The sequence below is a fragment of the Nostoc sp. genome, assembly GCF_036916735.1.
Lineage (GTDB): Bacteria > Cyanobacteriota > Cyanobacteriia > Cyanobacteriales > Nostocaceae > Nostoc.
Genome location: NZ_JBALFV010000108.1, coordinates 178,011 through 198,506, shown reverse-complemented (window position 1 = coordinate 198,506; position 20,496 = coordinate 178,011). Strand labels below are relative to the sequence as shown.

17 protein-coding genes are annotated in these 20,496 nt (G+C 42.0%); 2 read left to right on the top strand and 15 right to left on the bottom strand.

Translation table 11 applies throughout. The annotated features are described in order from the left end of the window. Window positions 1–61 precede the first annotated feature (61 nt). Both V7L20_RS27205 and V7L20_RS27200 read right to left on the bottom strand, forming a co-directional pair. The gene (locus V7L20_RS27205) at window positions 62–490 is read right to left on the bottom strand and encodes a response regulator (RefSeq protein ID WP_334747056.1); all 429 of its coding nucleotides are present in this window, start codon (window positions 488–490) and stop codon (window positions 62–64) included. A 19-nt stretch (window positions 491–509) separates the two neighbouring features. Next, the gene (locus V7L20_RS27200; protein WP_334747055.1) at window positions 510–2,003 is read right to left on the bottom strand and encodes a sensor histidine kinase; all 1,494 of its coding nucleotides are present in this window, start codon (window positions 2,001–2,003) and stop codon (window positions 510–512) included. 760 nt (window positions 2,004–2,763) lie between these two features. Here V7L20_RS27200 and V7L20_RS27195 point away from each other — a divergent pair. Then, window positions 2,764–3,993 (top strand): tetratricopeptide repeat protein, encoded by a 1,230-nt coding sequence (locus tag V7L20_RS27195; protein ID WP_334747054.1) that lies wholly within the window; start codon window positions 2,764–2,766, stop codon window positions 3,991–3,993. A gap of 506 nt (window positions 3,994–4,499) precedes the next feature. Here the strand turns inward: V7L20_RS27195 and V7L20_RS27190 are convergent. From V7L20_RS27190 to V7L20_RS27165, 6 genes are all read right to left on the bottom strand, one after another. Continuing rightward, window positions 4,500–5,852, bottom strand: a complete 1,353-nt coding sequence (locus V7L20_RS27190) for a pentapeptide repeat-containing protein (RefSeq protein WP_334747053.1) — start codon at window positions 5,850–5,852, stop codon at window positions 4,500–4,502. Window positions 5,853–6,016: 164 nt separating this feature from the next. Beyond that, the gene (locus V7L20_RS27185; protein WP_334747052.1) at window positions 6,017–7,387 is read right to left on the bottom strand and encodes a DUF3370 domain-containing protein; all 1,371 of its coding nucleotides are present in this window, start codon (window positions 7,385–7,387) and stop codon (window positions 6,017–6,019) included. A gap of 174 nt (window positions 7,388–7,561) precedes the next feature. Continuing rightward, window positions 7,562–7,690: a hypothetical protein gene (locus V7L20_RS27180; RefSeq protein ID WP_334747051.1), complete on the bottom strand. Its 129-nt coding sequence runs from the start codon at window positions 7,688–7,690 to the stop codon at window positions 7,562–7,564. A 283-nt stretch (window positions 7,691–7,973) separates the two neighbouring features. Beyond that, window positions 7,974–9,194, bottom strand: coding sequence for a geranylgeranyl reductase (gene chlP / locus V7L20_RS27175; RefSeq protein ID WP_334747050.1), 1,221 nt, complete (start codon window positions 9,192–9,194; stop codon window positions 7,974–7,976). Window positions 9,195–9,385: 191 nt separating this feature from the next. Beyond that, entirely contained in the window at window positions 9,386–9,619 is a 234-nt protein-coding gene (locus V7L20_RS27170) for a hypothetical protein (RefSeq protein WP_334747049.1), read from the bottom strand. Between the two features lie 10 nt (window positions 9,620–9,629). Further along, the gene (locus tag V7L20_RS27165; RefSeq protein WP_334747048.1) at window positions 9,630–9,830 is read right to left on the bottom strand and encodes a hypothetical protein; all 201 of its coding nucleotides are present in this window, start codon (window positions 9,828–9,830) and stop codon (window positions 9,630–9,632) included. Between the two features lie 642 nt (window positions 9,831–10,472). On the opposite strand from V7L20_RS27165, the gene V7L20_RS27160 reads away from it, so the two are divergent. Next, complete coding sequence (locus tag V7L20_RS27160) at window positions 10,473–11,489, top strand: sulfate/molybdate ABC transporter ATP-binding protein (RefSeq protein WP_334747047.1); 1,017 nt, start codon at window positions 10,473–10,475, stop codon at window positions 11,487–11,489. A gap of 195 nt (window positions 11,490–11,684) precedes the next feature. On the opposite strand, the gene V7L20_RS27155 is transcribed toward V7L20_RS27160, so the two are convergent. The 7 genes from V7L20_RS27155 to psbB all read right to left on the bottom strand — a co-directional run bounded on the left by V7L20_RS27155 (window position 11,685) and on the right by psbB (window position 20,210). After that, the gene (locus V7L20_RS27155; protein ID WP_334747046.1) at window positions 11,685–12,293 is read right to left on the bottom strand and encodes a DUF4360 domain-containing protein; all 609 of its coding nucleotides are present in this window, start codon (window positions 12,291–12,293) and stop codon (window positions 11,685–11,687) included. A 1,162-nt stretch (window positions 12,294–13,455) separates the two neighbouring features. Continuing rightward, entirely contained in the window at window positions 13,456–14,097 is a 642-nt protein-coding gene (locus V7L20_RS27150) for a DUF4360 domain-containing protein (RefSeq protein WP_334747045.1), read from the bottom strand. A gap of 533 nt (window positions 14,098–14,630) precedes the next feature. Continuing rightward, window positions 14,631–15,275 carry a DUF4360 domain-containing protein gene (locus V7L20_RS27145; RefSeq protein ID WP_334747044.1) on the bottom strand — a complete coding sequence of 215 codons (645 nt, stop codon included), beginning with the start codon at window positions 15,273–15,275 and terminating at the stop codon, window positions 14,631–14,633. 923 nt (window positions 15,276–16,198) lie between these two features. Further along, window positions 16,199–16,933 (bottom strand): HAD family hydrolase, encoded by a 735-nt coding sequence (locus V7L20_RS27140; protein ID WP_334747043.1) that lies wholly within the window; start codon window positions 16,931–16,933, stop codon window positions 16,199–16,201. A gap of 170 nt (window positions 16,934–17,103) precedes the next feature. Further along, window positions 17,104–18,159: a 30S ribosomal protein S1 gene (locus V7L20_RS27135; protein WP_334747042.1), complete on the bottom strand. Its 1,056-nt coding sequence runs from the start codon at window positions 18,157–18,159 to the stop codon at window positions 17,104–17,106. A 301-nt stretch (window positions 18,160–18,460) separates the two neighbouring features. Further along, window positions 18,461–18,568 (bottom strand): photosystem II reaction center protein T, encoded by a 108-nt coding sequence (locus V7L20_RS27130; protein ID WP_084227385.1) that lies wholly within the window; start codon window positions 18,566–18,568, stop codon window positions 18,461–18,463. Between the two features lie 112 nt (window positions 18,569–18,680). After that, on the bottom strand, window positions 18,681–20,210 hold the full coding sequence (psbB, locus tag V7L20_RS27125; protein WP_334747041.1) for a photosystem II chlorophyll-binding protein CP47: 1,530 nt from the start codon (window positions 20,208–20,210) through the stop codon (window positions 18,681–18,683). Window positions 20,211–20,496 lie beyond the last annotated feature (286 nt).

Sequence of the window (20,496 nt, the reverse complement as noted above, 5' to 3'; positions counted from 1 at the left end):
ACTAAAGTTTTTATTCATACTTCTTTCCTGCTGCTCCCTGCCCCCTGCCCCCTTTGGTAAGCTATACCCTTGGTGGTGATTCGTTTAAGACAAACCAGTACAACCCTAGTTGTCGGACTGCTTCACTGAATTGGGAAAAGTCTACTGGTTTGCGAACATAGCTGTTGGCACCCAAGCTGTAACCATTAATTAAGTCTTGCTCCTCCTTGGACGAGGTGAGAATGACGACGGGAAGGATTCTTGTTCTGTCGTCGGCCCGCAGGTGTCGCAAAACTTCCAGACCATCCATTTTAGGCAACTTCAAATCCAAGAGGATGATATGAGGCATAACGCTCATGTCGCGATCAGCGTACACACCTTTCCCAAAGAGATAATCTAGGGCTTCTACCCCATCGCGCGCCACTATTACTTCGTTCATAATATTGTTTTTCTTGAGTGCGCGTAGGGTTAGTGCTTCATCGTCAGGATTATCTTCTACAAGTAAAATCATGTTGTATGTTCTCCTATAGTTAAAGGGTGAAGTAAAATGTTGCGCCATGCTCTACTGCACTCTCAGCCCAAACACGGCCACCATGACGGTGAATAATGCGCTGCACAGTAGCTAGTCCGATGCCAGTACCTTCAAACTCAGTCATGGCGTGCAGGCGCTGAAAAGCACCGAAGAGTTTGTCAATATAGGCCATATCAAAGCCTGTGCCATCATCACGGACAAAATACACACAGGTGTCATGTTGCTGCAAAAGTCCAAATTCTATGCGTGCTTTTGGATTTTTTCCTGTAAACTTCCACGCATTACCCAGCAGGTTTTCTAGCACAATCCTTAATAGATGAGCATCACCATTGGCAACCAATTCTGGTGTGATGACAAACTCTACTTGGCGTTCTGGTTGTGTTTTGTGCAACTCTGTAGCGATCGCCTCCACCAGTGCGCTCAGATCCACATTTTCATAACGCATCTCACTACGCGTCAGTCGTGACAGATTCAGTAAATCGTCGATCAGTTGTGCCATTCGCTGGGTGGCTGCACGCACTCGCTGGAGGTAGTTTTGACCTAGTGCGTCGAGGTTATCACTATAATCTTCTAGTAGCGCTTGGCTAAAGCCGTCGATGCTCCGCAAGGGGGCCCGCAGATCGTGAGACACAGAATAACTAAATGCTTCCATCTCTTTATTAGTGGCTTCGAGTTGTGCTGTGCGTTCTGCAACTCGCTGCTCAAGCTGGACGTTCAACCGCAGAATCTCTGACTCCGCTCTTTTGCGCTCATTAATTTCAGTTTGCAATTCTTCGTTAGTGTTTCTCAGTTCGGCAGTCCGTTTGCTAATCTCTATTTCTAACTCATCACGAGCTTTTTGCAGAAAATTTTCCATCCGCTTGCGTTTTACAAGTTCCTGATTGGTAATTATCGCTGCTAAACCGACGATCGCAGAAGCGATAACGCTACCAAAAATAGTCAAGAAAGTTGTTTGATGAGCGCTGGTGTTCGCCTTTATTGACCGCTGTTTCAACAACTGATTCTCTTCCTTCTCCATCGCTGTAGTCAGCATTCGGATGTCCTCCATAGTCTGCTGACCCTGATCTGTCTGAATTATTTCCAGCGCTGACTCTAAATTTTTGCTCCTGGCATTAATCGCCTGTTCCATCAAAACTAGTTTTTTGGCAATCAGGGGTTCAAGGCGATCAAGCCGCCGTTGTTGATTGGGGTTATCCGCAGTCAATTGGCGCAGATCCTTAAGCTTTTGAGGAATCTCGCCAGTTGCAGTGCGATAGGGTTCTAGATACCGTTCTTTGCCCGTGAGAAGATAGCCCCGTTGTCCAGTTTCTGCATCTTTGATCTGTGACATTACTTCTTCAGTCTTTTCCAGCACCTCGCGTGTATGTGTTACCCATTGAGCGTTTTCTCTATACTGAAGGAAACTAAGATACGAGACTACGCCAACACCAGTCATAATTGCGACTGCTATTATAAAACTGCCCGTATTCTTTTTATAAATAGCCCATTCCATTTTTTACCTTCCTAGTTGAAAAAGTAGCTCGTGACTAAATTGGTAAAAACGGTGAGCTAGCTCTGTAGACGGGTAACAATTAGTGCAGCGTTAGCGACCTTAGAAAGCTCCTATCCCTGCCTCTAAGCAAGCACGCCTTAGCGTTTTTGTTCGCATAGCGTACCGCACAGAAGCAGAAGGGTGACTAGCAGTCCCAGTCCAAGCGGCTATATCTTCGTTCCACCAAACAAGACCTATGAAAAAATTGGCTTGCTGAATAAGAAAACCGATATAGAGACGCGATATATCGCGTCTCTAACTCTTGATTCATACTCTAAATCAGTAATGCCAAAAGTTTTTCACAGTACTATTCGTCATAATTGTGCTAAATGATACCAATTTTCTTAACTTCTAGAGCAAATTAGCTTTAATAGCTTTAATAAAGGATATCTATATTAATTAATTATTGGGAGCGTATATTTCCTGACTCATTAGGAAAACAAATAATAAATTTTTTTAAATTATTCATTAGATCCCACAGCCATTTTCAAGAGATTCTCGCTTGTAAAAATTATATAAATATGGTAATTAAATTCAGCAATTACACTTAAAAAGTTTAGTTAAAATTAGCTTGATATTAGCTTGATTAATTAAATACGTAGATTAGATAGAGACATAAAGCAATGTCAGTGACGCTTCGCAATTGCTGAAATAAAGTCAAAATAATAGGGCATGGGGATAATTAACTCATGCAACTAACTCAAGGCAAGGTAAAGTACACATGGTCAGGCGCTTAATTGTGATTGTTACTGCTGCGATACTTTTTAGCAGTTCTTTGACGCTGGCACAGACTAAAAATCCCAAACCACCGGATAAATTTCCCCCTAATCCTCTAGAAATTACCACGCCCGATCCACTGCTACCACATTTACCCAAGGATAAACAGCCGTTAACTCTCCAAGAACAGCAAAAGTTAGAACTAGCATTGGATGCGTTAAATCAAGAAGCAGCAGCGAAACTGCAAGCAGGAGATCAGGTAGCGGCGTTTGAAATTTGGAACCGGGAACTTCGTTTGCGGCGCTTTTTAGGTTTATTAGCAGAGGTGCAAGCACTATCACGAGTTGGAGCGATCGCTTGGAAGCAAAATGATGGGCAGGAAGTACAATATATTACACAGCGATTGCAAGCAATTCAAAAACAGGCGCAATCTCAGAAAACAACTGCCCCAATTGATCTAGAATTGTGGCGATCGCTGGGTCAAGCTGATCAAAATGTGCGATCGCCTAAACTTGCTGTGGAAGCTTACAACCAAGTTTTGTTAGTGGTGCGACAGCAAAAAAATACAACAGCACTAGTAGAAACCCTCAAGACAATTGGAGAAGTGCATTTGAGTTGGTTTGATTATGCCAAAGCTGCGCCAATCTACGAGGAATTGTTGAGTTTAGCTACTTCCCAAGGAGAACGTGTAAACCAGGTAACATATCTGCAACAACTGGCTGAAATTTACGACCAAACAAACAAACCGCAGCAGTCATTGAATGTACTTAATAAGCTAGTAGAAATTTACCTTAGTGAAAATAATCTTACTAAAATACCAGAATTAAAGCTAGCGATCGCGCCGCATTACGAATCTCTAGCAAAGAAAGATCCTAACTTACTACTAGAAGCTTTTAAAAATTATCAAGAAGCTTATACCACTGCTTGGCAATTAAAGGAATACGTTCGTGCTGGTGAAGCTTTGCAGAAGTTAATTGCGCTGTACCGTTCTCAAGGACAAACAAACGAGGCTTTGCAGGCTAGCCAAATTCTTGTGGAGACACAGACGCAAGCCGCCAATTTTTACGGGCTGATGCAAGCTTATGACCAAATTGGGCAATTGTATCTAGAACGCAAAGATTTTCCTCAAGCACTAACAGCTTTTCAAAAAGGGTTAGAATTAGCGCAACAACTCAAATATGAGGAAGCATACTTTGCTGGGCAAATTGAAAAAATCTCGAAAGCAAATTTGTAAGCAGTATTAATGCTATTCAATCCTCGAATTTTAGATTTTAAATTTTAAATTTTGGATTGAAAAATTCAAAATTCAAATGTGAGAGGTTGAAGAAGAGAGGTTGCTGATTCCATGTATGAAAATGATTTTGCATAATACCAAAATCCTTGTAGAGACGTAGCAGTGTAGAGACGTAGCACTGCTACGTCTCTACATCCGGCTTCATACTTCAATTCAGTAACGCCAAATATAGAAGCGACTCAGTTAGAGTCTATTCTCAATAATTCTTTGTCATCGTTGTACCCAATTGTTTTTGTTCCTTTCATGGCAAGCTTTTTGGTTCTGCGATCGCCGTCGAACTCAGGTTAATCTTAGCAATCACTTGTGTCTGTCCAGTTAAGCAAATTCATATCTAACAGGCTTTTTGGGCTTTTCTATTCGTCGAACTCACGTTAACTTGATGGTCAATCTTTAACCCTTGAGTAAAATTCTTCTAACTTCAGAAAAAATGGGCGAACCGGGAGTAATTATCTTCCCAACTTATTGGGAATGCCTTCACAACCACTAGGGATAGTACCTCTAGTTTTTTCACCACCCCAAGTGCAACAGTAGTTACGTGCAGACTCAGACATGCGCTGTGCATTGGTGAAATCGGCATTTTCCACCACAGCGCCAGTGTGTTCGCCAGTTTGATAATTTGGTGGTTGAGTACGACTACGGGGTGATGCTTTATCCACTACACCATAGAATAGGCGAATCCCGTTGATGTCGGCACCACTGAGATTAGCACTATATAAAATTGTGCGGGAGAGGTTGGCTTTGACTAAATCACAACCGCTCAGATTAGCGCGGACAAGATTAGCTTCGCTCAAATCAGTCCAACGTAAATCAGTACCAGAAAGGTCTGCTCCTGCTAGGGTTACGCCTAAATCGATGACACGCACACCTTCTAGGCGGTCTTCTGCATATCCGCCACTTCCGTCGAGAATGGCTCGACCTAATAGCCGATCGCGTTGTAAGGGTGAGAGTAACTTGGAACGTGAGAGAAAGCGAAGAATTTTCGCTTTACCACTGCCATCTACACTACTTAAAATTGCCGCAGTACGTCCTTCGGCGATCGCTCTTTCTTGGGGCCAATCTTCTAATAATCCTTCTTGATCTAATACTAAGTCTGAAACGCCTTGAAAATAGGAATCAATTGTCTGTTGCTGGGTAATAATGTTTTGCTGAACTGTGAGCAGGTTTTGCTGAATTGTCAAGTCTTTGGAAATGACATATTGTCGCCACGCCACGTAAACGGCGATGACAGCGATCAAAATTTGCCCCAAAGCGCCAAACCAGTCTGCTAGGGTTCCAGCAATGTCCCAGTCAATCTGGTGTCCTAAAACAAGCAAGCGATCGCCTACACCTGTAAACCGAATCAAGCCGACAATAGCTACTAGTAATCCTAAAAATGCCACAAACAGCGTGCGTTCTTGGGGTGAAAACCACTTGTCTAAAACTTCTTGGAACCAAGGTAATAATATCGCTAGGGATAAGAGCAAGGTTATCAACGTTCCGATAATGCCGATAATCCAGTTATTGAGAATAACTCCAGTGAAGGTGATGGCGATCGCGATTAAAGTAATTAACAATGCTCTCGGCTTAACTATAAATTCCTTAGTAATAGGTTGGTTGAGATCAGAACGGGTTTGTTGTAGAGCAGTGGTATATTGCGGAGATTTCAAAGATGCGATCGCCGCTAGAGCTTGTTGTGTAGCTAGTACTTCTGAGCTTAGGTTTTTCTCAGTTGGACTCCCGTCAAAGTCATCCGGTTGCAAATCGTTTTCGGGTGCTGGTTCTGGGGTTGGTAGATTAGAGGAATTGGATTCAATTGTCATGTTTTCTATTTTGCCCCAGCAGATTCAGTTCAACATCTGTTTTATCAGAAATTGCACTAAACCAAAGACCTGTATTCCATAGGACTGAGAAGCGTTACATATAGCAGTTTCAGTCGAGGTTTAAATCCTCTTATGTAATGTCTTTAATTTTGAATTTTGAATTGTTAAGTTTGGCCTACAGTTTGAATTGTCAGCATTTGAGGAGGCGTAGCATCAGGTGGGTAGAGAAAATCCACTTCTACCAGTTGTCGCTGGCCGGGTAGCATTTTTAATTGAGCAAGCGGTTCTCCCATCTGTCCCCGTTGTTGAACTAAATGCCAATATTGGGTTCTGGGTAAGCCATTATCGTCATTGTAGCGAATACGAACTGTACCTCGAAAAAAGACAGATGGTTGGGGTGGTGAAAAAAAGCGCAGCCCTGGTTTAATTAACTCATCTTCTTTGATCGGCGTTTGGAAAAGCACCTTTATAGTTTGCGGCTTATCCGTATTGTTGAATAATGGTAGAGAAATGTTGTATTCAATGCCGTAGTTACCGTGAGCTTCGTAAGCAGTACCAGGATAACGCGCTACTAGTTTAGCAGTTTGGTTTTGTCCAGTACCCATTTTGCCTGCCAAAAGGGTACTTAAACCGTAGGAAAAAGCTTGTCCTGATTCGGGAATTGTCAAGTATGAACTATTAGAGTCGGTAACTTGTGCTTGCCAACGAGAGCCAATAGCTACCCCTGCTACCCGTCCGTAAATTTCTGCTGCCCCTGCAAGCTTATCTGGAGGACTGGGGGCACGTTCACGGGGTCCTGCAAAATCACCATTTTCTAACAAGTTCTCCCATTCTTCTAAAGTGGGCGCTCGTTCACTACCATCGGGATTGGGTTTGGCAAACATGGCCAAGTTCGCTAGATAAACTGGACTATCACTATATAAATGCAACAGAGTAGAACGTCCATTCAATGGCGGTGTTAAAGTCCGCACTGGAATGGGATGATTCATTAACATCCGGCTTTGTTTTGGTGGAATTACCAACTGCGCTGGCCATCCTAACTGCCGTCTGACTCGCAGCACATCATTCATCACGCGATCGCCCGGCCCAGCATAAATATTTCCCGAATTATTTGACTGCATGGCGGGAAGTTTGATAAAAGGTGCATCAGGTTGACTAAGATAACTAGCTGCTTGCAATATATTGACAGTTGCAGGGCGATCGCTGGGATTGTAAACAATTACCCCCAAATAAAGAGTCCGTAAATCATTTGGAGTCTCAATCGCTCTAGCAATATGGTGAGAAAATAAATCAAATCGTCCCTGAAATGGAAAGTTCAGGTGGGCGCTGGGCACTCTTTTGCCTTGAGGAGGAAATGTAGACAGCAGAATTCCTTCACTCTTAACTACTTCTGGGTTATTACTGTTAAATACTGGTACTTCGTCAAGATGTCCTGTTAAAGGTCTTGTTTGTTGGGGAACGAAGATTTCCTGTGGTGGAGGTGGAGGAGAAGGCAATGCTTGAGCCAAAAACAAATAGGAAATAAGATTAAGCATTTATTCAAAAAGCAATTTATCGCTGAAGTTAAGAATACAGCATACCTAAATTGTTCTGAGAGCGATGTCTACGATGGTCACTGAGCTTGCCGAAGTGCGGGCTATGCCAACGCCAGACCTGTTGCTCACCTGACTTTATTTACTAAGTACAGCATTTCATTAATTCGTCGCAAATTAAAGAAAGGCAATACCCAGCAATGCCAACGCATCAGCTGACAATGCCAATGCATCGACTGACAATGCCAATGCATCGGCTGACAATGCCAATGCATCGACTAACAATGCCAATGTATCCCCTTGCATTAAAAACGCTACGATTTTACGCAAAGCTGTATTAAGCTATCGCGCCTACATGCAATTTTTGGACACTGTAACTCTTGATATAGCCGTAGTCAAATAGATTAGGACATAATGACAAGCGTGAATATTAAAAATAGTAATAGTTCTACCTCCTACTGGCCCCTGCCCCCTGCTATATACATTGTGGGGTAGGCATCTTACGCGCCCTGATTCATGAGCGTGCAGGATGTCCACCCCACAAAATTGAGTAATGTATTTTTTGTAATTTCCAGTCCTTTGCACGCAATTAAGGTGCAAGGGCATTACCCCGAATTAGACTACCAATAGTTTTGGCAGTAATTTTCAGTTGGGTGATGGGATTAGCTGGGACAACCGTCTTATACAAATAGCTATCGAATGTTAGCCGTTGTACATCGAGGTCATCGCACATTTCCACAAACGCTTCGCGGGTGGCGTCGGAACGATAGAATACGGTTTGCAGAATGTCCAACACCTTGTAAGTGAGTCCGTATCTTTTATCCCAACGCTTCAGGTAAACCTTCAGGTCGCCTTCTGTCGGAATACGGCTACCATTATTAGATGCTTCTACAATAGTTTCCGCACACATCCGCCCAGATTTAGCCGCAAAATAAATACCTTCACCAGAAGACTTGGTAACGTAACCAGCAGCATCTCCCACCAAAGCGATGCGACCGACAACACGACGGGGACGGGGATGTTCGGGAATGGGGTGGGCTTCGACTTTGATGATTTTACCGCCTGCCAATTTCTCGGAAGCACGGGCGCGGATACCAGCTTGTAACTGTTTGATGCTGGCTTTATTGATTTGCATCGTACCAGTACCGACAGCTACGTGGTCATATTTGGGGAAAACCCAAGCGTAGAAATCGGTAGAAACGTCATCACCAACATACATTTCGGCGAGGTCGTTATAGTAGGCCATTTTGTCTTCGGGTAAGCGAATTCGCTCTTGGAAAGCGATCGCATAATTGTAATCCCCAGCGTCCATTTCTTTGGCAACGCGAGAATTAGCTCCATCCGCCCCAATAATTAGATCCACTTTCAGAGTTTTGGCAATACCCTGTGATATCCCTTCTGTATGGTCAACGTAATGAATGGTATAGGGATCGGTATTGTTTCCTGGTATATCAATTTTATGAACAGTGGCATTAATTAAATTTGCGCCTAGTTTTGCCGCGCGATCGCGCAAAAACCCATCCAGCACTTCCCGGCGGCACATTCCTATATATTCATCTTCATTTATCAGATTAATATCAACCTCACGATTGGAAGGCGAAATCATTTTCATCTTCCGTACCCGGCGATCGATAATCTCTGGTGGTAAATCAAATTCACTCACCATACATAGAGGAATTGCACCCCCACAAGGCTTTGCATTGTCTAGCTTCCGCTCAAACAGGTAGGTTTCAATCCCAGAGGCTGCCAGTGTTTCTGCGGCAGATGAACCAGCAGGGCCTGACCCAATAACAGCAACCCGTAGTGTCAAAGGTCTTTCTCCCAATCTTCACATTTACCGAGAGCATACTACCACGGTCTTTCTAATGATTTGGCGCTTTACCTTCAGGTTTCTGCTTAAATGCAATATTCCTTAATGTTTCGATACAAAAACGAGATTGAAAATTAGGAACTTGGTTAATGTATAATTTTTGTAAACCAACTCAATTACCACCCAAAATATTAATCGTTGTAAGGTTGTGGATCGAGAATCTCTATATCACCAGGTGGTATTTCCCTTAATCCACCAGTTGGAAATAAGTCTTTTGGATTGAGAATTTCAACAATTATTTTAGAACCATGACTACCCAATTGATATCCACCAAAAACTGCATATTCACCTGTACTCTTGATTATTAAAATTAACTTGTAAACTTGCCCTGAAGTCTTAACAGCTTTGTACTCTTCACCTAACATCTGTTTTTCCTTATGCAAAATCTGCGTTACTCATGGATTCAGCGTCAGGTCGATAATGTCCAGATTTATTAGTCCACTTGCGGAGGATACCTCTATTAGTGCGTCCTGAAAAGTAAAGCCGACCAACGTATTTTACATCCTCTCGCTTTGGTAAATCTATATGACCAAATGCTCTATCTGCAACCCTAGCGCTGGCTCTACTAATAAACACTATTCCTTCTAGAATGACAGTAAAATTATAGACTCCTGATGCAGTGCGTTATTCGCTTTTGTATCTAACCCAATACGCTTGGGTTAAGCATTTCTTTCTTCTCTCTGCGTCCTCTGCGCCTTGGCGGTAGCCTGCACCAAGCCGGAGGGCTTGGTGCAGTCGCTCATGGGGGAAACCCCCATCGCCTTTGGCGTCTCCCCTTGGGAGAAGACCGCGCTGCTTCACCGATGCAGCGTCTACGTAAAAAAATTGACCCTTCGGCTTACCTTGGCAACGCTTGGCACAAGTGGCTCAGGGTCAACAGTGAGCGTTCGCGTAGCGTCTCGTAGAGAAGTCGAACTGTTGACTTTGTAACAGAGTTTTAGCCTTAACCCAAGCGTATTGGTATCTAACCTCTTGCCATTTTCCTTGCTTAAGAACAAGCCGCGATCTTTGGATGATTCTTGGCGAGTCTTTGAGAAACAGGTTAGGGAATATCTTCAACCCCAAAGTTCCTCACACTTTGCTTCTGATTGTAGCTTCCTTGATTAAGCCAGTTGTAGTAGCTAAATCTTATTCATTTAAAAATAACTATGTATGGTATATATAAGACACGGTAATCCTAGCAGGGAACTGTAGATTAGTTGCAGAGGTATAGCAGCAGTGGGTATAGTAGTTGAGAACGTCTCCAAACAATTCGGGAGTTTCAAGGCAGTCGATCAGGTCAGCCTGGAAATTAAGAGTGGTTCGCTAGTTGCGTTGCTCGGCCCATCGGGATCGGGTAAATCTACGCTACTACGGTTAATTTCAGGTTTAGAAATGCCAGATAGCGGCAAAATCCTGCTTATCGGTAAGGATGCTACATACCAAAGCGTGCAACAGCGCAATATTGGTTTTGTGTTTCAGCACTATGCCCTATTTAAGCATCTGACTGTCAGGCAGAATATTGCCTTTGGTTTAGAAATTCGTAAGGCACAGCCAAAGAAAATTAAGGGGCGAGTAGAACAGTTACTCGAATTGGTGCAATTGAGTGGATTAGGCGATCGCTATCCATCACAACTTTCTGGTGGTCAAAGACAACGGGTAGCATTAGCAAGGGCACTGGCAGTAGAACCCGAAGTATTACTGCTAGATGAACCCTTTGGCGCACTCGATGCGAAAGTCCGTAAAGACTTACGGGCATGGTTACGCCGCCTCCATGATGAAGTTCATGTTACTACAGTTTTTGTTACCCACGACCAAGAAGAAGCAATGGAAGTCTCCGATGAAGTTGTGGTCATGAATAAAGGGCGTGTAGAACAGGTAGGGACACCAGCAGAAATTTACGATAATCCTGCCACTGCATTTGTAATGAGCTTTATTGGTCCAGTAAATGTGTTACCTAGCACCTCAAAGATTTTTCAAAGTAGTGGATTTGATGCGCCACACCCACAAGTGTTTTTGCGTCCGCAAGATGTGATTTTAGAAAAGGTTGCTAACGGTGCTACTACACCTGCAACAGTAAGCCGTTTGATACATTTGGGTTGGGAAATTCAGGTGGAATTAACTTTCGATGATGGGCAAGTATTGACAGCACATTTAACACGCGATCGCTTTAACCAATTAGAGTTAGAACCTCAAGAGCGAGTGTATGTGAAGCCAAAGGATGCCAAGTCCTTTCCTTTGTCTTATTCAATTTAGTTGGCAATGTAGAAATATTTATACTTACTGCTTTATATCTTTGTGTAATCTATCTCTGATTACACAAAGATATATAAAAGAAAAGTACCAGATCAGTATCATATTGAAGCTGGTGCGCTGGCTTTTCACTGATTTAGAGGATTAAATTAATCCTCTAACATTCGACTTATACATAGCACAGCTATATGTGCCCTACTAACAAGGAGTCAAATTAAACCTAATTCTATAAATCCCATTGAATCCAATTTGAGTTTGTTGCCCCGCAGCTACATTTGTAGCACGCGCTATCAAAGTTGTGTTGATGCCGAAAACTGAATTCACTGGGTTAGCACACGTATTTATTGTATCTCCTGTAATAGCTACATCTTTTAGCCATCCATTTGAAAAGCCAGCCCCAAAGTTTGCGTTTAAATCATTAGATGAAATTACTTTCCCTTGAAACACTGGTATAACCCTTAGACCAGCACTACCCCCCTGAGGCACATTTGCAAAACCAGAATACCTGAGGTTAATAGGTGTAATTTTGTAGCCTTTAGTAGGCACATTAAGCCCAATTCTGAGACTGCAAGATTGTGATACAACTTTAGGAGATACAGCTACAGCCTGGAATCGAGGGAAAGTTACAGACAGAGTATTTCCTACCAAACTTACTTGGGCATTTCCCGACGGGCAGCCATTTCCGAAAACAGTTACTGGAACGCTTTCAAACTTAAATCCTTGTGTTTGAGCCTGTGCCTGAGATAAACCCACAATATTTAAACTCATTAGCGTCAAACTGGAAATAAGAGCAGTTAAAACTTTCATATCTTTCATCTCAAATAAGGAGAGCTTATCAGGTTTGTTGTCAATACTTATGTCTCAAGACACAGAGTAAAAAATTCTTCAGAGCGATTGGAAGAAATATTTCTATAACTTGATAAAGCAGCTTTAGAGAGTTCAGTTTTTGTGGAAAATTAAATGCAAAACTGAATATGCATTTAAAAAACCTAACAACTATTAAAAGCAAACTTTATTTGGAACAATACAGGACCGATTGCTGTGTTGATTTTATCAATTCGAATTTTGGTTTCTTGATTTGCAGGTATACCTTTAGCTATTGTTGTCAGATTTGTATTGATACCAAAAATCGAACTTACTGGGTTTTCACATGCATTTATTCTGCCTAATACAATACTTACATCTTTGAGCGAAGTAGCTGAGAATCCAGGCCCAAACGTTGCGTTTGGATTATCAATAATTGGAACTTCTATCTCCTATAAATATTACATGGAATGTAAAACTCCTAAAATACTTCTAGACAAAAAAATTTTACCAGGCAGCCTTTTTGGGGTTTGGGGATTTATAGCAGCCATAAAATGTATGTAATACGCTCTGGTTCAGGGAGACAGAAATAGGATAAAACAATCAACTTCTGACTCAGAATTTATTTATCAGAGGATTTCACTTATCAGAAAATAATTTAGGAGTCAGGACTTAGAATTCAGAATTGAATTCTGTACGACTAGCGGATAGCGCAACGGTAGCGAGTCTACAAGGGGATGAATAAATTGGTTTAAGACCCCCACTGAATCTTCTCCTTTTTAAATGCACTCGCGTTCGATTTAGTGTTCAAGAATATAATAATGGGACTGAACCTCCCACTGATTGATTCTGACTCCTGAATTCTTACTTCTGAATTCTTACTTCTGAATTCTTCTTCAATTGAGAATTGCCCTTACGATAAGTTTTGAGAACAATATAAATCACAGACAAATATATTTTACCTATCCAAAGACAGATGTTTTGCAAATTGTGATTTAGTTAGATTTATCAGCTACTTTGACTTGACTTAACTATCTATTAAGACAGAGAGTCAAAGATTTATTCAGAGAGATTAGAATAAATCTTTCGAGAAATTGGTAAAGCAGCTTTAGAGTGAGTAGCTTTTAGGAAAATTAAATGCAAAACTAACTATGCATTTAAAAACCTAACAAGGATTAAAAGCAAACTTGATTTGGAACAATACAGGCCCAATTGTTGTGTCGATTGTATCAATTCGGATTTGGGTTTCTAGACCTTTAGGTTTACTTGGTACACCTGAAGCTCTTGCCGTCAGAGTTGAATTAATACCAAAAACTGAACTCACTGGGTTATTACATGCATTTATTGTGCCTAATGTAACACCTACATCTTTGTTCCAAACATCTGAGAAGCTAGCCGGAAACGTTCGGTTTGGATTATCGTCGGTTGGAATTATTTGACCTTGAAAAAGTAGTTTCACGTTCAGGTCAGCACTGCCTCCTGTAGGCACATCTGCAAAACCAAGATACTTGACGTTAATCGGCTGAACGTTAAATCCAGAAGGTACATTCAGACCGATCCGCAGATTGCAAGATTTTGATACAACATTAGGACGTGAAGCTAAAGCTTCAAATTCAGAAAATGTTATTGAAAGGGTGTCTCCATTCAAAACTCCCTGTGCTGTTCCCTTTGGGCAACCATTTCCCGAAAGACTTACTGGAACATTTTGAAACGTAAATCCTTCTGTTTGAGCCTGTACCTGAGATAAACCCACAACATTTAAACTCAGTAGGGTCAAGCTAGAAATAATGCCAGTTAAAATTTTCATATTGTTAGACTCCGCGAAAACGTGTAATTTTCTGTACAAATTAGCTGCAACTTAAAATTACCTAAGATCCTTCTACACAAAACAATTTTAACCACCAGCCTCTTTGGTGTTTGGGGACTTATAGTAGCCCTTAATTGTCTGCAATACGCTCTGGCTCAAGCAGACAGAAATAGGATAAAACAATCAATTTCTGCCTTTGAAATTATTTATCAGCGTATTTCATTTACTTAATAATTGCCATTTTGTTGCCAACACTATTTTTCAAAACAGATAGCCAAAGATTCCTTTAAAGCGATTGGAAGAAATCTTTGGATAAGTTTAGTAAAGCAACTTGAGAGGATGTTTTAAAAGGGTGTTTTGCTCTCATGATAAAGCACGGTGAATTATCTTAGTACATGGCTGAAACCTTATTTTTTTGTCTCAGTTGACCTAAGCCAGAATAGTAAAATTATACCTTCCGGGACTTTTAAAACATCCTCTTAGAGGCATCAGCTTTTGTAAAAAATTAGATGCAGATTATGCATTTAAAAAACCTAACAAGGAGTAAAACCAAATTTGATTTGGAATAATACAGGGCCGATTGTTGTGTCGATTGTATCAATTCGGACTTGGGTTTCTAGACCTTTAGGTTTAGTTGATACATTTGTAGCTCTTGCCGTCAGATTTGTATTGATACCAAAAATCGAACTCACTGGATTCTTGCATGCATTTATTGTGCCTAATGTAATACCTACATCTTTGTTCCAAACATCTGAGAAGCCAGCGTTAAATGTTGCGTTTGGATTACTGGTAGTTGAAACTATTTGACCTTGAAATAGTATTCTAACATTCAGGTTTGCACTGCCTCCTGTAGGCACATCTGCAAAGCCAAGATACTTGACGTTAATCGGCTGAACGTTTATTCCAGAAGGCACATTCAGACCGATCCGCAGATTACAAGATGCTGATACAACCTTAGGAGGTTCAGCTTTAGCTTCAAATTCTGAAAATGTTATTGAAAGAGTATCTCCATTCAAAATTCCTTCTGCTGTTCCCTGTGGACAACCATTTCCAAAAAGAGTTACTGGAACTTTTTGAAATGTAAATCCTGTTGGTGTTTGAGCCTGTACCTGAGATAAACCTACAACATTTAAACTTACTAGCGTCAAGGTGGAAATCAGACCAGTTAAAATTTTCATAATTTTTGGACTCCGCAAAAATGTGTAATTTCCTGTGGACATTAGCTGCAACTTAAAACTCCTAAGATACTTCTACACAAGTACACAAAGGAACTTTACCCAGCAGCCTGTTTAGGGTTTGGGAATTTTTAGCAGTTCTTAAATGCGTGCAATACGGTCTGTTAAGGCACACAGAAATAGGCTAAAACAATCAATTTCTAGCTGTGAAATTATTTCTCAGCTTATTTTAGTTATCAGACAAGAATTCAGGAGTTAAAAAAATTGAGAATTTAATTCTGTACAGCTGGCGTATAGCGCGGCGTAAAGTCTTCTCTAAGAGAGGCTTCGCCAACCCCATGGCTTCTCTACGAGACGCTACGCGAACGCTTAGGGTGAGTCTACTACGAGCAGATGAATAAATGGTTTAAGACGGCGACTAGATTGCTCACGTAGAGTCTCCAAAGGAGAAAATTTAGTGGTTAACTACAAATATGCGGGTCTCAATCTCCCACTAATTCATTTTGACTCCTGAATTCTGATTTCTGAATTTTTTATTGAGAATTGCCCTTTCAACAAGCCTCGAAAGAAATAATAAGTCATCTGAAAAATATTTTATATCTATCTAAAGACATAGATAATGTAAATTATCACAAATTATTACGGGAAAGTACGTAGGTAGGTAGCGGTGAGATAGTGCTCTTGCTAGGGCTTCCTTCAAGAGCTACTTGCTCCACTTACTTCACTTACGGAGAACCCAAGTGGAGAAGGCAGGAGGTTCTAGAGGTTGCCCTCGTTGTAGAAGTGGCGTCAGGCAACTGCGAACTCGGTAGCGAGCAGACGCTCTTACGTTGCTAACGCAAAGCTTACGAGCATCGGTGCTTGTCATTAGACATCGCTGTTAGCCAAGATACTCTCAACAGCTATTTGGCATTGCTAAAAGTAAACTAATCTTTTAAAATCTGGATTTCATCAAGTTGATTAATCACTACATCTGCACCTCGGACGTTATCCGACTTGCCTACCCAAGTGATACCAATACAACCTGCGGCTTTAGCATCACGCGCCATTTGCATATCACCAACAGAATCACCCACCATCAATGTAACGCCTGGTTGGACTCCCATAGCTTGGCAAGCTTGCAAAAATAGCACTGGGTCTGGTTTACTTGGCCCCTCATCTACTCCCATTTCTAACTCGATATAATCATTTAATTGGTGATTTTTTACAAAGTTATGTACTTCTTCGCCTGTTGCAGCTGAGAGGATACCGAGTTTCAAACCCTCTTTTCGTAGGTATTTCAATAAATCTAAGCTACCTACAAACAGGGGTGAAGGAGTTTTTTCAATGTATTTTTCCGCTTCATCCAAAGCTTGACGGGCTATTTTTAAGGATTGAAACCATCCTCTTCCTGTTTCAGCAATATATGCCGCAGCCGCAACTTCTGTTTCACCGCGACTCGCGACTGATATCAAACCGGCTGGATCTAGGATATTCCCATTGATGCCAAATGCCATTAATAGCGGTTCCCCAATACCGGGAATTTGAGCGTCTATCAACCTGGCTGCTCTTTGTGCAAGCGATCGCAAATACGTTTCTGAATCTTCTAGAGTACCGTTTTTGTCAAACAAAATTGCCTGGATATTATCAAAAGTGATGTTTCTACATTTAATAGTTGCCATAATATTTCATTCCATTTATTTAATTAAAATTTAGTTCAAAGTGCAAAGTTATAAGTTTTTATGCATAACTCCTAACTGTTAGCAATTCTCTACATAAAAAAAGAGGGGAAAACCCTCTTTATACAATGATTTAATACTCTTACTTAAAAATAAGTAAAACTATAAATGTATTATTCTTCAATAGCTGCTGGAATTCCCTCTTCAGTTTCCGTCGCTGGTGGAATATCTTCTTCAGTTTCTGTTGCTGGTGGAATATCTTCTTCAGTTTCCGTTGCTGGTGGAATATCTTCTTCAAGTTCTGCTGCTGGAGCCGCAGTAGCACCTTGTTGCTTGGCTAAGAGCTGTTCGCGATACTTAGCAGCCATTTCTTCTGCTTTATCGTAGACCAAATCCCGGTTTTTAATCATGTCTCCGGGTTCAGGTTCTAGCTGCTTGGTAGATAGAGAAATTCGACCCCTCTCTGCATCCAAGTCAATGATCATAACTTTCACTTCATCATTGACATTGAACACGCTATGAGGTGTATCAATATGTTCGTGGGAAATTTCAGAAATGTGTAGTAGACCACTGACGCCGCCAATGTCAATGAAAGCACCGTAAGGTTTGATGCCACGAACTGTACCAATTACTACTTCGCCGACTTCTAGGCGGTTCATCTTACGTTCAACCAGCGCCCGCCGATGAGATAGAACTAAGCGGTTACGTTCTTCATCCACCTCTAGGAATTTCAATGGCAAATCTTCGCCTACCAATTCTTCTTTAGGTTTGCGGGTACTGATATGGGAACCTGGGATAAACCCACGTAATCCCTCAATCCGTACCAATGCTCCACCGCGATTGGTTGCAAATACGCCAGAACGAACAGTAGCATCTTCTGCTTGTAGCTGTCGCACGCGCTCCCAAGCCCGCATATACTCAATACGGCGAATAGAAAGGGTTAATTGACCATCTTCGTTTTCATCGGTAAGGATGAAAAATTCCCGCGTTTCGTTTGACTGTAAGACTTCTTCCGGGCTATCTACCCGGTTAATAGACATTTCTTGTATAGGAATATATGCTGCGGTTTTAGCACCAATGTCAATCAGAGCGCCGCGCGGCTCTATACTGAAAACTGTTCCTGGGACAACATCACCAGGGCTAAAATGATAGTCGTATTTGTCAAGTAGAGCAGCGAAATCTTCGTGAGTGAATCCAATTTCTGTAGCGGTTAAATTCTGATTGACCATGCTGATTTGTTCCTGGTTTTAGTCTCCGTAAAGGTTGTGCGACAAGCGTGATGTGTTATGCAAACAGTTTTATGGCAGCTTACATTAACATCCATTCTCATCCTAGCGCACAAAAGCTAGTATTAACACATATCTACTCCCAAGATTGGAAATTATATCACAACAAATAGTCATTAGTCATTGGTCAATAGTGAGAAACGAGACGAAGGATAAAGGACAAATACAATAATATCCGTTGCTACTAATAACTGTAGCAACGGATACTAACATTAAATCCGCTTAAAGGTCTGGTATATAGGAGCTACTTATCTTTTGGTTTCTCAAAGCGAGGGGGTTCGCGAAATGCGATCGCAAAGAAGAGAGTACCTATACACAAAGTAAAAATCAAGATGTACGCAACGCTTTCCATATTACGATTTCCTGCCTATCGAGCCAGTAATGAAAGTTTTTGGTGCCAAGTCGCTTGAGTGGTGAGTTAAAGCCTTAACCTGGAACTCAGCACTCATAACTCAGCACTGAAATTAGAGAGCTTCCTTGCGGCGGGTTGACTTGTCACCCACTTTCTGGAATAGACCCCACTCAACTTGCTCTTCTAGATCAGCATCAACACCAGCAAATACGTCTCGGTAAATTGTCCGAGCGCCATGCCAGAGGTGACCAAAGAAGAACAAGAGAGCAAATACTGCATGTCCGAAGGTAAACCAACCTCTAGGACTGGTGCGGAATACACCATCAGAATTCAAAGTTTCTCGGTCAAATTCAAAGATTTCACCACCTTGAGCTTTTCGGGCATACTTCTTCACATCAGCTGGTTCTGTAAAGGTCTGACCATTCAGATTGCCACCATAGAAGCTGACGGTGACACCAGATTGCTCGAAGCTATACTTAGATTCTGCCCGACGGAAGGGAATGTCAGCGCGGACAATTCCATCTGCATCGGTCAAAATCACTGGGAAGGTTTCGAAGAAGTTGGGGAGACGACGCACGGTCAATTCCCGGCCTTCAGAATCTTTGAATACGGCGTGACCTTGCCAAGACTGAGCAATACCATCACCCTTGACCATCGGCCCTGTACGGAATAGACCGCCTTTAGCAGGGCTATTACCGACATAATCATAGAAAGCTAATTTTTCAGGAATCTGCGACCAAGCTTGCTCAAGGGTTGCACCTTGGGCAACGTTTGTTTGGACGCGACGCTGAATTTCTTGACGGAAGTAGCTCTGATCCCATTGATAGCGGGTTGGACCAAACAATTCGATGGGAGTGGCAGCGTTACCGTACCACATAGTACCAGCAACAACGAAAGCAGCAAAGAAAACTGCTGCAATACTGCTAGAAAGTACTGTTTCAATGTTCCCCATCCGTAGGGCTTTGTATAGCCGTTCGGGGGGTCTTACTGTGAGGTGGAATAAGCCTGCAATAATACCAACAACGCCAGCAGCAATGTGGTGAGCCACAATGCCACCTGGATTATATGGGTTAAAACCATCTGGGCCCCATTCTGGTGCGACTGCTTGCGCGGCTCCAGTTATACCGTAGGGGTCAGAAACCCACATGCCTGGGCCAAATAGTCCAGTGAGGTGAAAAGCACCAAATCCAAAACAAAGTAGACCAGATAAGAACAGGTGAATGCCAAACATTTTTGGCAAGTCTAAGGCTGGTTCACCAGTGCGGGGATCTCTAAAGAGTTCCAAATCCCAGTAAACCCAGTGCCAAACGGCAGCTAAGAACAAAAGACCGGAAAGAACGATGTGAGCCGCAGCAACGCCTTCAAATGACCAGAAGCCAGGATCGGTTGCTGGCCCACCAGTAACGTTCCAACCACCCCAAGATTGGGTAACGCCCAAACGTGACATAAAGGGTAGGACAAACATCCCTTGACGCCACATCGGATTGAGAACAGGATCGCTAGGGTCAAAAATAGCCAGTTCGTAGAGTGCCATCGAACCAGCCCAGCCTGCTACTAAGGCTGTGTGCATTAGGTGTACAGAAATCAGCCGCCCTGGATCATTCAGAACGACTGTATGTACTCGGTACCAGGGTAGTCCCATCGACTACGCTCCTCCTCAATGAGTTAGTTTACAAAGCAATTTTCTTACTAAGATTCTGAATAAACGAAAATCGCCACTCAGAAAACTCTTTGTTGTTTTTTGTTATTGCCACAGCCAGAACCTTACCACAGCTTAGTCCTATAAGTTAGACAGTGTGGGTGCTTTGGCAATGCTTACTCGCTCCCTTGAGATTTACCCTGTAGGGTAGCCATCACTAAGCAAAAATGAGAATGTTTTAAAAAGTGTAACTATTGATGGAATTGTTTGCAAGCGTGTAAATTGATGC

What these genes read in the sequence shown, in the direction of transcription:
- V7L20_RS27180 (WP_334747051.1), bottom strand. Translation starts at nt 7,690, where the DNA reads ATGCAAGGGGATACATTGGCATTGTTAGTCGATGCATTGGCATTGTCA.
- V7L20_RS27145 (WP_334747044.1), bottom strand. Translation starts at nt 15,275, where the DNA reads ATGAAAATTTTAACTGGTCTGATTTCCACCTTGACGCTAGTAAGTTTA.
- V7L20_RS27150 (WP_334747045.1), bottom strand. Translation starts at nt 14,097, where the DNA reads ATGAAAATTTTAACTGGCATTATTTCTAGCTTGACCCTACTGAGTTTA.
- V7L20_RS27185 (WP_334747052.1), bottom strand. Translation starts at nt 7,387, where the DNA reads ATGCTTAATCTTATTTCCTATTTGTTTTTGGCTCAAGCATTGCCTTCT.
- V7L20_RS27190 (WP_334747053.1), bottom strand. Translation starts at nt 5,852, where the DNA reads ATGACAATTGAATCCAATTCCTCTAATCTACCAACCCCAGAACCAGCA.
- V7L20_RS27195 (WP_334747054.1), top strand. Translation starts at nt 2,764, where the DNA reads ATGGTCAGGCGCTTAATTGTGATTGTTACTGCTGCGATACTTTTTAGC.
- V7L20_RS27205 (WP_334747056.1), bottom strand. Translation starts at nt 490, where the DNA reads ATGATTTTACTTGTAGAAGATAATCCTGACGATGAAGCACTAACCCTA.
- psbB (WP_334747041.1), bottom strand. Translation starts at nt 20,210, where the DNA reads ATGGGACTACCCTGGTACCGAGTACATACAGTCGTTCTGAATGATCCA.
- V7L20_RS27200 (WP_334747055.1), bottom strand. Translation starts at nt 2,003, where the DNA reads ATGGAATGGGCTATTTATAAAAAGAATACGGGCAGTTTTATAATAGCA.
- V7L20_RS27170 (WP_334747049.1), bottom strand. Translation starts at nt 9,619, where the DNA reads ATGTTAGGTGAAGAGTACAAAGCTGTTAAGACTTCAGGGCAAGTTTAC.
- V7L20_RS27135 (WP_334747042.1), bottom strand. Translation starts at nt 18,159, where the DNA reads ATGGTCAATCAGAATTTAACCGCTACAGAAATTGGATTCACTCACGAA.
- V7L20_RS27155 (WP_334747046.1), bottom strand. Translation starts at nt 12,293, where the DNA reads ATGAAAGTTTTAACTGCTCTTATTTCCAGTTTGACGCTAATGAGTTTA.
- V7L20_RS27130 (WP_084227385.1), bottom strand. Translation starts at nt 18,568, where the DNA reads ATGGAAAGCGTTGCGTACATCTTGATTTTTACTTTGTGTATAGGTACT.
- V7L20_RS27140 (WP_334747043.1), bottom strand. Translation starts at nt 16,933, where the DNA reads ATGGCAACTATTAAATGTAGAAACATCACTTTTGATAATATCCAGGCA.